General features: G+C 40.3%; 13 protein-coding genes. All 13 read right to left on the bottom strand.

Annotated features, from left to right (window positions below):
* A complete protein-coding gene (gene glyQ, locus RVY80_RS03715) occupies window positions 1-876 on the bottom strand; it encodes a glycine--tRNA ligase subunit alpha (protein WP_317329713.1) in 876 nt (291 codons plus the stop codon).
* A 314-nt stretch (window positions 877-1,190) separates the two neighbouring features.
* Window positions 1,191-1,898, bottom strand: coding sequence for a DNA recombination protein RecO (locus tag RVY80_RS03710; RefSeq protein WP_317329712.1), 708 nt, complete (start codon window positions 1,896-1,898; stop codon window positions 1,191-1,193).
* Between the two features lie 78 nt (window positions 1,899-1,976).
* Window positions 1,977-3,317 carry a hemolysin family protein gene (locus tag RVY80_RS03705; RefSeq protein ID WP_295188086.1) on the bottom strand — a complete coding sequence of 447 codons (1,341 nt, stop codon included), beginning with the start codon at window positions 3,315-3,317 and terminating at the stop codon, window positions 1,977-1,979.
* Window positions 3,318-3,340: 23 nt separating this feature from the next.
* Entirely contained in the window at window positions 3,341-4,234 is an 894-nt protein-coding gene (gene era / locus RVY80_RS03700) for a GTPase Era (protein WP_317329711.1), read from the bottom strand.
* Entirely contained in the window at window positions 4,227-4,706 is a 480-nt protein-coding gene (ybeY, locus tag RVY80_RS03695; protein ID WP_295188090.1) for an rRNA maturation RNase YbeY, read from the bottom strand. Before ybeY ends, era begins: the two co-directional genes overlap by 8 nt.
* Window positions 4,707-4,787: 81 nt before the next feature.
* Window positions 4,788-5,783 carry a PhoH family protein gene (locus tag RVY80_RS03690; RefSeq protein WP_295188092.1) on the bottom strand — a complete coding sequence of 332 codons (996 nt, stop codon included), beginning with the start codon at window positions 5,781-5,783 and terminating at the stop codon, window positions 4,788-4,790.
* Window positions 5,784-5,798: 15 nt separating this feature from the next.
* On the bottom strand, window positions 5,799-6,761 hold the full coding sequence (locus tag RVY80_RS03685) for a TIGR01212 family radical SAM protein (RefSeq protein ID WP_295188094.1): 963 nt from the start codon (window positions 6,759-6,761) through the stop codon (window positions 5,799-5,801).
* A 211-nt stretch (window positions 6,762-6,972) separates the two neighbouring features.
* Window positions 6,973-8,724 (bottom strand): B12-binding domain-containing radical SAM protein, encoded by a 1,752-nt coding sequence (locus RVY80_RS03680; RefSeq protein WP_317329710.1) that lies wholly within the window; start codon window positions 8,722-8,724, stop codon window positions 6,973-6,975.
* Window positions 8,725-8,813: 89 nt separating this feature from the next.
* Complete coding sequence (locus RVY80_RS03675) at window positions 8,814-9,206, bottom strand: DUF4229 domain-containing protein (RefSeq protein WP_317329709.1); 393 nt, start codon at window positions 9,204-9,206, stop codon at window positions 8,814-8,816.
* Between the two features lie 51 nt (window positions 9,207-9,257).
* A complete protein-coding gene (gene gatB / locus RVY80_RS03670) occupies window positions 9,258-10,706 on the bottom strand; it encodes an Asp-tRNA(Asn)/Glu-tRNA(Gln) amidotransferase subunit GatB (RefSeq protein WP_317329708.1) in 1,449 nt (482 codons plus the stop codon).
* Window positions 10,703-12,163: an Asp-tRNA(Asn)/Glu-tRNA(Gln) amidotransferase subunit GatA gene (gene gatA / locus RVY80_RS03665; protein ID WP_317329707.1), complete on the bottom strand. Its 1,461-nt coding sequence runs from the start codon at window positions 12,161-12,163 to the stop codon at window positions 10,703-10,705. Before gatA ends, gatB begins: the two co-directional genes overlap by 4 nt.
* 10 nt (window positions 12,164-12,173) lie before the next feature.
* Window positions 12,174-12,464, bottom strand: a complete 291-nt coding sequence (gatC, locus tag RVY80_RS03660; protein WP_295188104.1) for an Asp-tRNA(Asn)/Glu-tRNA(Gln) amidotransferase subunit GatC — start codon at window positions 12,462-12,464, stop codon at window positions 12,174-12,176.
* Window positions 12,465-12,531: 67 nt separating this feature from the next.
* Window positions 12,532-14,526: an NAD-dependent DNA ligase LigA gene (gene ligA, locus RVY80_RS03655; protein WP_317329725.1), complete on the bottom strand. Its 1,995-nt coding sequence runs from the start codon at window positions 14,524-14,526 to the stop codon at window positions 12,532-12,534.
* Window positions 14,527-14,599 lie beyond the last annotated feature (73 nt).

The raw sequence follows: 14,599 nt of genomic DNA, 5'->3' as shown, positions 1-14,599 counted from the left end.
TTATTTATCTCCTTTCAACAATGGAAATCCTAATTCTTCGCGTTTCGCAAGGTATGCTTGTGCACAGATACGCGCTAAACTACGTACACGTCCGATGAAAGCAGTACGTTCACTGATACTGATAGCACCACGAGAATCCAATAGGTTAAATGTATGGGAACATTTTAATACATAATCATAAGCTGGCAATACATAGCCTGCCTCACAGATGCGTTTTGCTTCTTTTTCATACATATCAAACAATGTGAATAACATATTTGTATCTGCTAATTCAAAGTTGTATACGGATTGTTCTACTTCGTTAGCATGCCATACGTCACCGTATGTTACTTGGTCATTCCATTTCAAATCGTATACGTTTTCAACGCCTTGAATGTACATAGCCAAACGTTCTAAACCGTATGTGATTTCAACGGAAACTGGTTTTACATCAATGGAACCAACTTGTTGGAAATAGGTAAATTGTGTTACCTCCATGCCGTCAAGCCATACTTCCCAACCAAGGCCCCATGCACCCAATGTTGGGGATTCCCAGTTATCCTCTACAAAACGGATATCATGGTCTTCTGCATGAATGCCCAATGTTGCCAAGGATTGTAAATATAATTCTTGGATATTATCAGGGGATGGTTTCACGATAACTTGGAATTGATGATGTTGGAATAAACGGTTTGGATTATCACCATAACGACCATCTGCAGGACGACGAGATGGTTCTACATAACATACAGACCAAGGTTCAGGTCCAATAGCATGCAAAAATGTAGCAGGGTTCATAGTACCTGCGCCTTTTTCCATGTCGTATGGATTTTGTACGATACAGCCCTGATCACTCCAGAACTTTTGCAAATTCAAAATAATCTCTTGAAATGTCATTGTTTTGCCTCCACTAACAATACGCACTGACTCTATTGAGTCTATTAACCTCTATATTCACGGGCTACGCCGATGAAAGTGAGCCGTCACAGCAATAAAAAAATCCCTGCAACGAAAAGAATCGTTACAGGGACGAGAATTACCCGCGGTTCCACCCTATTTGGCTGATGCCCTCTTTTTTATACATTTGTGTTGCTCCACAGTGCCTTCAACCCTTGCGTGAGCTTTCACCGTCCTCACTCGCTAATGATAGAGTTTACTCCTCTGTTTCATCACAATCTACATATTATTGTAGCAATTGCCCCTATACTGTGTCAATTCTTAAAATTAATTAGGAATTGTACACTCTGCATAGGCTCACCAAATTGGTGCGTGGCATATTGATATAATAATTGTTCTAGTTCTTGCCACGCATATTTTCCTAGTTCTAATGCGGTAGTTTCCCCCCAATCATAACTCAATACCTGAGGCAATGAATTACGCAATTGAGGTCCCACGGATTTTCCCGTTACCTCATAGATTTCCTCAAAAAATACATCCACCCCATTATTGCTCTCGAAATCCTTGATACTCGGTGTTAATCCGGCCAATGACAATAATTGCCAGCCTAGAATTATGGTGCCCAATCGCACGGATTTTGTACGGATGGATTTTGAATATTGCACCACCCGATTAAATACATTACGATCCACATCGTACATAGCGAATAATTTTAAAATCAGCTCTCCTGCAATAGATGCGTAGCTAATATTCGTTAAATCCGTATCAAGAGATTCTACAATATAACTGCCATCCACTTGGGTGAGATTCATATATTCCCCATCTGGTACGACAGTGATATATACGCCACTGAAAGGTCTCAAATAGGATCCACTACGAAAGGATTGTAATCGTTTATGTGGCATAGAGCATTGGATTATCCCAAGGCCGGGCGTAATAAAGGTAAACACAGAATATAGTTTGTGTTTTTTCCGCCACACCACAATAGCCGGTGTATTCGTACCATCTCTTGTGAAAGCCATGTGACCGCCTCCTTTATTACAATTCCTTTTTCATGAATATTAACCAGTCTATCTTCACCTGATCTAAATAACAATGGCCTATTTATCGTCCTCACTAGACTCAGTATCCTCCGTTAGTTCCGGTTCTGGTACAGGCGTAACTTTCAAACGAGAAATACGATAGCCTTGCATATCAATAACCTTGAATTCATAGCCATGGTCGATAACCGTATCTCCAATGATTGGCGTACGTTCTAGTAAACCAAAGATATAACCGCCAATTGTATCAGAATCTGCATCGGTTAATTCCGTATCCATTACGTCTTCTACTTCATCTACGAGAACCTTGCCATCAAATTCAAAGGAACCATCGGCATAGGCCATTGTGGCTGCCAAATGTGGTTCGTGCTCATCTTGAATGTCACCAACCAATTCCTCGATAATATCCTCCAGTCCTACAAGTCCTACCATGCCACCATATTCGTCTACAACTACAGCTTGGTAAATACGACGAGTACGCATGTATTGAAGCAATGTAGATAATTTCATCACTTCTGGTACCGTTAAAATATCACGGCGTACATTGCGTAAATCTTGACGAGCTTGGGACGGACGTTCCATCAAATCCTTGATGTGAACGAGACCGATAATATGATCCTTGTCCTCTACGCAAAGTGGATATCTCGTATGAGATGTGGCACGAATCATTTTCATGGATTCATCGTAACCATCCTCTACATACACAACATTTACATCTTGACGTGGTATCATAACTTCTTTAGCCATACGATCCACAAAATCAAATACATTGTCGATAAGTTCGCTCTCTACTTGGTCTAGCTCGCCTTCTTGATGACTACGGCTTACGAGCATACGAATTTCCTCTTCCGTATGAACCAAGTCAAGTTCCGTACGATATTTCGTTTGATTGGAATCCAATATAGTATTCCCAATCTTATTGGCAATCCATACAAATGGAGCAATAATACGACCTACAAAGACAACGATTTTACTGTAACTGTAAATATATTGTTCCGCATGAGATAACCCTAATGCCTTTGGAATAATCTCACCAAAAATCAATACAATAGTACTAATTAATAGTAGCAAGATGACATCAAGAACACGTTCCATCCAGGGCTCATAATAGCCCATGGCAATCATCAATTCATGAATTGTCGTATCAAATAGATAAGAACCTGTACCGGCCAACAATAGGATAAAGAATATAATAAGAAATTGTGTAGTATTCAAAAAGCGTTCGGGGCTTTTATACAAATTGAGGAGAAATTCACGATCTTTGTCCTCTAATTGCTCCATATCCTCCACATGCTCTTCACGTAAACGCGCATAGGAGAATTTGGATACTACTAAAAAGAAAATACAAATGATGCAAACTAATGCAATACCTAATGGAAACAGACTATCTGTTATGTCCATGTCTCTTTCTCTCTTCCCTTCTGTTATTTATAACCTAATTCAGATAACATACCTGATTTATTGCGCCAGTCTTTCTTAACCTTAACCCATAAATCGAGATATACCTTTGTAGCTAATAATCGTTGAATATCCGCACGTGCTGCAGCGCCTAATTCTTTTAATAGTGCACCGCGTCTACCGATGATTATGCCCTTTTGGGAATCCCGCTCACAATAAATAGTGGCACGTACATAGGTAGTACCGTCTTCACGAGTTTTCATTTCATCTACGTCGACAGCGATGGCATGAGGAATTTCATCACGGGTAGCTAATAAGATTTTTTCCCGTACAATATCAGAGATAATCAAACGTTCTGGTTGATCTGTAATCATATCATCAGGGAAGTATTGTGGGCCTTCTGGTAGATTTTCATCTAGTACAGTAAGGACTTCATCAAGATTATCCTTTTCCTTTGCGGAAATTGGAATAATACCAGCAAAATCATACGCGTCTTGATAGGACACAATAACCTTCATCAAGTCTTCCTTGGATAATGTATCGATTTTGTTAATAAGTAAGAACACTGGAACTTTCACGCGGACTAACTGTTCAATAATAAAATTATCCCCAGGACCACGTTTTTCATTGCCTGCTACCACAAACAAAACGGCTTCTACTTCTTTAAGTGATTCGATAGCAGCATCCACCATATATTCCCCCAATTTATGTTTAGGTTTATGAATACCTGGTGTATCCATGAATACCACTTGTTTGGTTTCATCAGTATATACACAAATAATACGGTTTCTTGTTGTTTGTGCTTTATCAGAAACTATTACAATTTTATCGTCAATGAGGGCATTAATCAAAGTTGATTTCCCTACATTAGGTCTTCCTACAACTGCTACAAATCCAGATTTAAAATGCTCATTATTCATTATATGGTGCATCCTCTCGTACGTAACCCAAGTTACCTAATACAAATTCTTCTTCCTTGCGCATTTCTGCCTTGTCCTCGTCAGTCATATGATCGTATCCGAGGATATGTAAACAACCATGTGTTGTTAAATACGCCAATTCCCGTTCAAAACTATGTCCGTATTCCTCAGCCTGTTCAGCTGTGCGTTCCAAAGAAATAATCAAATCGCCCAACAATTGGGATTCCTCCTCGCTATCCTCGTAATCTTCACCTTCATTTAATGCAAATGAAAGCACATCTGTAGGACGGTCAATTTGACGATATTCACGATTCAACTCGTGAATTTTTTCATTACTACACAGTAAAATACTGAGTTCCTCTCCACTTGTTAGGCCGTACACACGACCTACCTCGGCACAGACCTTTTCAATAATGTTCTCTACCGCTTTATTTTCAGTCATATTGTCATCATAACTGATTGTGATGTCCACTATATATCCTTCCTTTTCTATCTGCTTATGAAAGTCCAAACATACGATTCTGATTTACTACCTAGATGAGCTAGCAAATCATTAAGCTGTTTCATTGGACTTTGCTTCTTCATTAGCCTTTTTCTGTTTTTCATTATATACTTCGTAAGCCTTAACAATGCGGCCTACCAAATCATGACGTACGACGTCTTGATCGCTAAAGTATACCATCTTAATACCCAGCACAGAACGCAATACCTTTTCGACCTCACCAAGGCCTGAGCTAACGCGAGATGGTAAATCAATTTGCGTTTTATCACCATTTACCACCATTTTAGAGTTATTCCCTAAACGGGTAAGGAACATTTTCATCTGTTCTGGTGTTGTATTTTGTGCTTCATCAAGAATGACAAAAGCATTTTCCAATGTACGACCACGCATATACGCTAGCGGTGCTACCTCAATGGTGCCACGTTCCATAAAGCGTTGTACTTGTTCAAGCCCGAACATTTCGTTCAGTGCATCATAGAGTGGGCGCAAATAGGGATCTACCTTTTCCTGTAAATCACCTGGTAGGTATCCAAGGCGTTCACCAGCCTCTACGGCAGGACGGGTAAGAATAATTTTATCTACATTTCTATTTTTCAAATAGAATGCTGCCAATGCAACGGCAAGGAATGTTTTCCCCGTACCAGCTGGACCAATACCAAAGGTAATGGTATTTTTACGGATGCTGTCGACATAAAATTTTTGACCTTCCGTTTTTGGTGTAATTGTCTTGCCACGCATGGTCACACTCAACGTGTCCTCAAACATGGTATGAACAATATCACTTTTACCCCCGGCAATGAGTTTCGCCGCAATTTTTACTTGTGCTTCTGTTATGGTACTGCCTTGTTGATGTAAAAATACGAGCTCTGCTAAGGTTCTTTCAAAATTAGTCACATTCGTTTCATCACCATTAATGGTTACTATATCACCACGTGACACAACTGCAGCGGGAATGACTTCGTTAATCATTTTTAAATGTCGATCTTGCTGCCCTAAAATAGAAGCTGCTAAATCATAATTAGGAAACGTAAATATACGTTCACTCATAGATGGTTCTCCTTTTTACAGAAACTTTCTAACTGCACGTCCATTTAAATAATTACACAAATCACCTTGATGAGCATCCAGGGCTTCCATTCTTTCATCAATCAAATCTTGCACACGCCACCAGCCCATGGACCAGTTCGTGAATAGCGTATTATCCTCAGGCGCACGCCCTACCAGGCGTTGCAACACAATATTAGGATCCAGATGTCTAAGAAAGGCAATGACGCGATCAGCGTATTCCTCAGCAGAAATTAATGTAAACTGCCCCTCTTGATACCATTTTGCCATCAATGTATTTTTTACGATGTATAGGGCGTGGAGTTTTACTTGATCCACACCGAGGGCGGACAATATTTTCGCCCCTTCAATAGTATCCTCCATCGTATCCCATGGCAAATTAAGAATCATATGAGTTGTCACATTAAATCCATATCGTTTAATACGCAATACGGCATCAATAAATTCAGCCATTGAATGACCACGATTAATTTTCTCTAATGTATGATAATTCACAGATTGTAGGCCTAATTCAATGTAAATATCTTTGTTGTATTTTTCTTGAATATCCTTGAGAATCTCAAGGTATTCTTCGGCAATACAATCTGGACGCGTCGCAATGGCAATGCCTACGGCAGAATCAATACAACCAGCCTCCATATAGGCTCTAAAATCCTCTAGATTTAAATAGGTATTACTAAAATTCTGATAATACGGAATATATTTATAGGCCTTGTATTTCGGGGCAATGTGGGCAATATTTTCGTCTAACTGCATCTGCACCGTCATCCAAGCCGGCCGATTTTCATAACCCGCACCGATTTCACCACAGAATACACAACCACCTACACCTGCAGAACCATCTCGATTCGGACAAGTTAATGGCAATGCCACCGGTAATTTATATACCTTTTCTCCGTATTTTTCACGATAAAATTTTGAAACCATGCGATAGCGCTTTGGTTTACTTGTATCACTCATATATATCCTTTATATAATTGATGCTAAATACCTCCATGTTCAGATTGTAACGTAATAAAATCTGCACTGTATCTAGTCATTGTAATCTCTTTGTAATAATCAAATATACACTACTGTTAGTAGTATATATTGGCTGCCATCCCCTACTATATATGGGAATTCTGCCCGTGAAAGTATGGTTATGCTATATTAAAGTATGGTTAATGCTATATTATAGAGGTCGTACGAATGGCTGTGACTTGCGATTTACATCGATAATCACAATACCACTATCACCAGTCATAGCCTCTATATTACGAACACCTAAGTAGCGTGCTGTCTGTTCAGACATTGGCATTTCTACATATTGTTGACGAATTTGACGCCACTCCTTAAAGCTATAATTAGGAATGTATTGGCCTGCCAATTCTTCATCTCGCCAAAAGGCTTCGCCAGCCTGTAATAGTTCCTTCGTTTGCTTCGGTAAACCTACAGCCTCACTACGGACCTTACCGCGATAGCTGCATAATGTGTCATATTGCAGTAGCTCGGCACCGATGGTGTCTACACGATTCATCAAGAATTGGTATAGGAATTCAATTTGATCAATATCCTTCAAATTCACTTGATGATGGTTGTTATCGAGCCAAGCTCGCGTCATATGACAGAAATAGCTAAACGCATCTTCTGTATCAGAATCAATTAATTGTTGCCCAATATACCCAAACACAGTACGGAATCGCTCACTATTATAGAATCGTTCAAATACATCCTCAAAATGTTTAAGAAAACGTACTTCATCATAACTGAGTACATGGGTACTCAATACTTCATAGGGAGCTAATGGATCGCTAGTATACTGGTATTCATCCATACGTCGTACACCGGAACCTTTTAATAATTTCAAGAATCCAATTTGTAGTGCCTGTGGTTGTAAACTAAATAAATCATTAAAGGATTGACCAAATCGCTCAAATCCTTCATGCGGTAGGCCCACAATTAAATCCATATGCACATGCGTACGACCGGCCTCAATAATAGGTCGAATAGATTTTTGAATATAAGGCCAATCATTATAACGGTTAATGGCATCCAAGGTTTGTTTATGAGTACTTTGTACCCCTACCTCAATTTGAATGCGCCCTTCTGGGGTATGACAGAGTAAATCTGTTTCCCATTCCGTCATCAACTCTGGTTCCATTTCCAAATGGAAATTTGTATCCGTGTCGGCATCGCGCATGAATTCCATCAATGGTCTATGATGACCAGGCGCACAGTTAAATGTACGGTCTACAAATTTAATTTGTTTTACTCCATGGTCGATGAACCACTGTAATTCCTGTAATGTTCGTTCTTGTGGAAAGAGCCGCACTGTATTTTTATTGCCAGACAAGCAATACTGACAGGAAAATGGACAGCCACGGGAGGATTCGTAATACATGATTTTATGCTCCAAATCCTTCATATCTTCTTCCGTATAAGGAAAAGGAATGGTTGATAAATCACGTACCTCTACAGCCTCTGTAGAACCTTTGAAAGCACCATCAGTAGCGCGTCCACGAATGCCATCAATAATTGGTGTCAGCCCATCCTGACCAGCAATTAGAGCTGATACGAGATTGGCAAAGGCTTCTTCCCCTTCACCTTGAATAATATAATCAATGTCCTTGCATCGTGCCAGTAATTCATCAGCTGTGAATGATACCTCTGGGCCACCTAAGACGATTTTAATGTCTGGGCGCACAGCTTTCACCAAAGAAACCACATGCAATGTCATCTCGATATTCCAAATATAGCAAGCAAAACCGAGCATATCCATATCTCGCTCTGTAATGTCGCTAAGAATATGCAAAACAGGCATATTGATGGTGTATTCTACCACATCATATGCCTGTCCACGGGTCGCCCCATAGGCCTTGAGATAACGCAAAGCCAAGGAGGAATGTATAAATTTTGAGTTTAGAGTCGTCAATACTACGTTCATGGTACCTCTTTATCATCGAATGGGCTCGTCCCACCGTCTAGTCATAATAGATATATTATACCACAGTATGCCGTTTCTATACTAATATTCTAAAATAATCCAAAAATCATGGAAATCAATGTGCCAATGATAAATACAATGCCGACAATTGTTAAAATAACGCCACCAAAGAAGAATATAACTGCCGCAATGGCTGCCACTACGGCTATCAAAATAATGCGCGTTAACCAGCCAGAGGCGTTTAAATTAACTACCTTTACGCGACTATAGCCTTCATCATAGGTTTCATTAAATGTATTAGGATCATCAGGGGAACGGTCCATATGGACCTCTCCACCAGCTTCATCGATGGTTACACCATCAAAACCGTGGCGTTCTTCTTCGGATAACACGCGCGTATTATTAGTATCTTCGGAATTGTGATTGTCAAAATAATCAGATTGTGTTTGATTGTTTTGTCCAGTATAGTTATTTGTTGTCATAATTCTCCGTATTTTATGATAAAAGTGCCCCAATGGGAGGGCACTTTTACATTAGTCGTTCAAATGTTTTTGTAACAATTGGTTAACTACGCCAGGGTTCGCACGACCTTTGGATTCTTTCATAACTTGACCTACGAGGAAGCCAATTGCTTTTCCGTTACCTGATTTGAAATCTTCTACTGGTTGTGGATTATTAGCGATAACTTGTTTTACGATTTCTTCGATAGCGCCAGTATCGGTAATTTGTACAAGACCTTCTTCTTTTACGATTGTGTCTGCATCTTTACCAGATTCCCACATGCTAACGATAACTTTTTTCGCGATTTTACCGGAAATAGTCCCTTTGTCCATCAACGCGATCATACCTGCTAGATTTTCAGCAGGTACTTTGCTTTCACCAAAGGTTAAACCATTTTCGTTTACCATTTTGGACAAATCACCAAGAATCCAATTAGAAGCTGTTTTAGCATCGCTGCCAGCGTTAACTGTAGCATCTAGGTAATCCGCCATTTGACGTGTAGATGTCAAAATTGTGCTATCCTCAACGGATAAACCATATTGGTTCACGAAGCGATCCATTTTTTGATCTGGCAATTCAGGCAATTCTGCGCGAACGGCTTCGATTTCTTCATCAGTGATGATGATTGGTACCAAGTCAGGTTCTGGGAAGTAACGGTAGTCATTTTCCGCTTCTTTTTTACGCATTGACAATGTAATGCCTTGTGCGTCATCCCAAGTACGAGTTTCTTGAATAACTTGACCACCTTCTTCGATAAGCATGGCTTGGCGTAATGCTTCGTATTCGATACCTTTTTGGATACCTGTAAGAGTGTTCATGTTTTTAATTTCAGATTTTGTGCCTAGTTTTTCTGTGCCACGAAGACGAACGGAAATATTCGCATCGCAACGCAAGCTACCTTCTTCCATACGAGCGTCAGTTACGTCGAGGTATTGAAGAATGGAACGCAATTTTTCAACATAGGCTTTTGCTTCTGCGCCAGAACGAATATCTGGTTCAGATACGATCTCAAGCAAAGGTACACCAGTACGGTTGTAATCGACATTAGACGAATTGGAATCGCTAATGGTATTACCGCTATGTACCAATTTACCAGCATCTTCTTCCATATGGATACGAGTGATGCGAATACGTCGAGTTTCACCGTTTACCTCTACATCAAGGTGACCATTGAGGCAGATTGGTAAATCATATTGGGATGTTTGCCAGTTTTTAGGCAAATCTGGATAATAATAGTTTTTACGGTCGAATTTGTTAAAGTGCAAAATCTCGCAATTCAAAGCCAAACCAACTTTAATAGCATATTCTACTACTTTTTTATTCAACACTGGCAATACACCTGGTAAACCAAGGCAAACTGGGCATACATGTGTATTTTGGGCACCACCAAATTCAGTGGTACAACCGCAGAATATTTTAGAATTAGTTTTTAGCTCGGTATGAACCTCCAAGCCTACCACCGTTTCGTATTTACTACTCATAAAGAAACCTCCCCTGTTGGTGCCACAACTTGGCAATCAGGACGTGCTTGTTCAAATGTATAGGCAGCACGTAACAACACTTCTTCACCCATAGCTGGGCCTAATAATTGCATACCGATTGGTAAATTACTAGAGCTCATACCTGTTGGAACGCTAATACCTGGAATACCTGCAAGGTTAGCTGGTACAGTACATACGTCTTCGAGGTACATCGCCAATGGATCATTTAATTTTTCACCAAATTTGTAGGATGTATTCGGTGCTGTTGGGGCTAATAATAAATCAACTTGTTTGAAAGCTTCGTCAAATTCGTTTTTGATTAAACGACGAACTTTAAGGGCTTTCAAATAATAAGCATCGTAATAACCAGAGCTCAATACATAGGTACCAAGTAAGATACGACGTTGTACTTCTTGTCCGAAGCCTTCTGTACGAGTTTTCGTGGACATTTCAACTAAATTGTCGGCTGGCACACGAAGACCATAGCTAACGCCGTCATAACGTGCAAGGTTAGTACTAGCCTCTGCTAAAGCGATGATATAGTAAGCAGACAACGCATATTTAGTAGTAGGCAAAGATACCTCAATTATTTCAGCACCTAGCTTTTTGTACGTTTCGATAGCTTCGTCCATAGCTTTACGAACTTCAGCGTTTAAACCTTCTCCATAGTATTCTTTTGGTACACCAATTTTAATGTTTTTAACATCATTTACAAGTGCTTTTGTGTAATCTGGACGGTCACCTGGGATAGATGTGGAATCTTTCACATCATGGCCTGTTATGGCATTCATAACGATGGCAGCATCAGTTACATCGCGTGTAACAGGTCCAATTTGGTCCAAGGAAGACGCGAAGGCAATCAAACCATAACGAGATACATTACCATAGGTTGGTTTCATACCTACTACGCCACAGAAGGACGCTGGTTGACGAATGGATCCGCCTGTATCAGAGCCTAATGCCCAAATAGCACTGCCACTGGATACAGCCGCTGCACTACCACCGGAAGAACCACCTGGTACACAATCAGTATTCCAAGGGTTAGCTGTTTTAGCAAGAGCAGAGTTCTCTGTAGAACCACCCATAGCGAATTCGTCCATGTTCAATTTACCAAGGCTCACAACGTCTTGGCTGAACAATTGTTCCATAACGCTTGCATTATATGGAGGAATAAAGTTTTCCAACATTTTAGATGCACAAGTCGCTGGTTGACCTTGAATACAAATATTATCTTTAATAGCGCCTGGCACGCCTGCTAATGGAGAAATAGCTTCGCCTTTGGCGATTTTTTCATCCACATTAGCTGCTACAGCTAGGGCTTGTTCATGAGAATCAGACAAATACGCATGTACAGCTGTTTCTACTTGTTCTTTATGTGCAATCACTGCCTTCGTCAATTCAACGGCAGAAATTTCTTTATTCACTAATTTTGTGTGAAGTTCATGAATGGTTGCCACTGTAATCCTCCTATTCTTGTACTACGCGAGGTACTTTGAAATATCCGTCTTCTTCTTCTGGCGCATTAGATAATGCCAAATCATGATCGAGGGATGGTTTCGTTACATCTTCACGGAATACATTGTGAATAGGTACAGCGTGTGCCATTGGTTCCACTCCTTCTAAATCGAGCTCATTGAGCTCTGCTACATAGGATAGAATATCGCTTAATTCTTTTTCCATATGCCCCATATGTTCTTCTTTCACTTCTAATCGTGAAAGTAATGCAATTTTTTTAATCTCTTCTTGAGTGATTTTCATCGGTGCACATCCTTTCATATTCTCTTATTATAACAAAATTGAAAGTACTTTTAAATGATTCGAGCTTCTATTTACCCCAAGATTCTGTAAGGGCGATAAATTCTTCTTCATTGATAACACGAATACCGAGTTCATTTGCTTTCGTAAGTTTGCTACCACTATCTTTACCGGCCACAACTAGTGTTGTTTTTTTGCTGACAGAGCCAGTGACTTTAGCACCATGTGCCTCTAGGAGTTTCCCAGCTTCGCTGCGTCCCATCACCTCTAATTTACCGGTGAGAACAACGACTTCGCCTTCCATCTCATTTCCTGCGGCTTCTTGTATTTCTACAGTCATCACAAGACCTGCTTGAGTCAATCCTTCGATGATAGCTCGATTAGATTCTATCTCACGGTAAGCCACAATACTATCCGCCATAGTAGGTCCTATTTCCTCTACACTAAGGAGTTCTTCCTTCGTAATGGTCAGGAATCGTTCCATGGAGCCAACTTCACTTGCAATCGTACTAGCTGCTTTAGAGCCGATGAGTCGAATACCAAGTCCAAATAATACTCTATCTAGACCACGAGATTTGGAGTCAGCGATAGCTTTCACCAAATTTTCAGCGGATTTTTTACCCATACGGTCCATCGTCACCAGTTGATCCACCGTAAGATGATATAAATCCACCACATTCGTAATCAAATGATTATTGATGAGGTTTTCTACGATGCTTGGGCCAAGGCCATCAATATTCATAGCATCACGGGAGGCAAAATGAATAATTTGTTCCTTCTCAATGGCTGGGCAATGATCATTAGTACAACGAATGGCTGCCTCACCTTCACGGCGCACCGCTGGAGAATGACAAATAGGACATGTAGCTGGAATCGTAAAGGCCACTTCTGAGCCTGTACGTTTTTCTGGTAATACACGAATGACCTCTGGAATGATTTCCGCCGCCTTGTGAATAAGCACATGGTCACCAATACGGATATCTTTCTCCATAATGAAATCTTGATTGTGCAAGGTAACACGACTCACATTAGTGCCCGAAACAAATACAGGTTCCAATTCACCTGTTGGCGTTAATACACCTGTGCGACCTACATTAATGGTAATATCCTTAATGATGGTTTCCACCTCTTCTGGTGGGTATTTATAGGCCGTAGCCCATTTTGGGTCTTTCACAGTGGAGCCAAGAATCTCTTGGTCAGAGAATGCATTAACCTTAATAACCATACCATCTGTATCATATGGCAATGTATGGCGTTTTTCGTTCCATAAATCGATAGTTTCAATAACCTCGTCAATGGTTTTGCAAACGGTGTAATTCGGATTTACAGAGAAACGGTATTCCTTGAGCTGAGCCAATAATTCCTCTTGAGAATGAATGTTGGCACCCTCCTCGGAACCGATGGCATAGGCAAAGAATGCTAGATTACGGCTCGCAGTGATGGCCGGATCTTGCTGTCGCAAGGAACCAGCCGCTGCATTACGAGGATTTACAAAGGTAGGCAAACCTTCCTCTTCGCGTTCCTCATTAATACGTTGAAACTCGCTATGTGGCATATAGGCCTCACCTCGAATTTCAATAAACTCAGGAGCATTTTTAATCATCAACGGAATGGATTTTATAGTTTTTACATTAGATGTTACATCCTCACCCACACGACCGTCACCACGAGTAACGGCACGCGTTAATATCCCATTTTCATAGTGCAAATTCACTGCCAGTCCATCAATTTTTAGTTCCACCACATAGGTAGGCGTATGGTCTAGATCCTTGACCACGCGATTGTGAAAGGTCCGTACTTCGTCAGCATTAAATACATTGCTGAGACTGAGCATAGGTCTACCATGAACCACCTTTTCAAAAGGTCCTTCAATTTTAGAGCCAACCCGTTGTGTAGGAGACGTAGGCACAATATATTCTGGATGTGCAGTTTCGAGGTCTACTAATTCACGATACAGTTTATCATATTCATAGTCAGAAATAACCGGTGCATCCTCTAAATAATAGAGTTCTCCGTAATGTGTTAAATCTTGTTGTAATTGTTCAATTCGTTCTTTTGGATTCATAGATTCTAGTTGATTCGTAGATGCTGTCTGATTCGTAAACTCTTTAAGAGTGATAGATTCTTTGGAATTCATA

Source organism: Veillonella absiana, assembly GCF_032970865.1.
Lineage (GTDB): Bacteria > Bacillota > Negativicutes > Veillonellales > Veillonellaceae > Veillonella > Veillonella absiana.
Note: the sequence above shows the minus strand (reverse complement) of the source record. Positions and strands in the feature narration are given on the sequence as shown.

What these genes read in the sequence shown, in the direction of transcription:
- glyQ (WP_317329713.1), bottom strand. Translation starts at nt 876, where the DNA reads ATGACATTTCAAGAGATTATTTTGAATTTGCAAAAGTTCTGGAGTGAT.
- RVY80_RS03710 (WP_317329712.1), bottom strand. Translation starts at nt 1,898, where the DNA reads ATGGCTTTCACAAGAGATGGTACGAATACACCGGCTATTGTGGTGTGG.
- RVY80_RS03705 (WP_295188086.1), bottom strand. Translation starts at nt 3,317, where the DNA reads ATGGACATAACAGATAGTCTGTTTCCATTAGGTATTGCATTAGTTTGC.
- era (WP_317329711.1), bottom strand. Translation starts at nt 4,234, where the DNA reads ATGAATAATGAGCATTTTAAATCTGGATTTGTAGCAGTTGTAGGAAGA.
- RVY80_RS03690 (WP_295188092.1), bottom strand. Translation starts at nt 5,783, where the DNA reads ATGAGTGAACGTATATTTACGTTTCCTAATTATGATTTAGCAGCTTCT.
- RVY80_RS03685 (WP_295188094.1), bottom strand. Translation starts at nt 6,761, where the DNA reads ATGAGTGATACAAGTAAACCAAAGCGCTATCGCATGGTTTCAAAATTT.
- RVY80_RS03680 (WP_317329710.1), bottom strand. Translation starts at nt 8,724, where the DNA reads ATGAACGTAGTATTGACGACTCTAAACTCAAAATTTATACATTCCTCC.
- RVY80_RS03675 (WP_317329709.1), bottom strand. Translation starts at nt 9,206, where the DNA reads ATGACAACAAATAACTATACTGGACAAAACAATCAAACACAATCTGAT.
- gatB (WP_317329708.1), bottom strand. Translation starts at nt 10,706, where the DNA reads ATGAGTAGTAAATACGAAACGGTGGTAGGCTTGGAGGTTCATACCGAG.
- gatC (WP_295188104.1), bottom strand. Translation starts at nt 12,464, where the DNA reads ATGAAAATCACTCAAGAAGAGATTAAAAAAATTGCATTACTTTCACGA.
- ligA (WP_317329725.1), bottom strand. Translation starts at nt 14,526, where the DNA reads ATGAATCCAAAAGAACGAATTGAACAATTACAACAAGATTTAACACAT.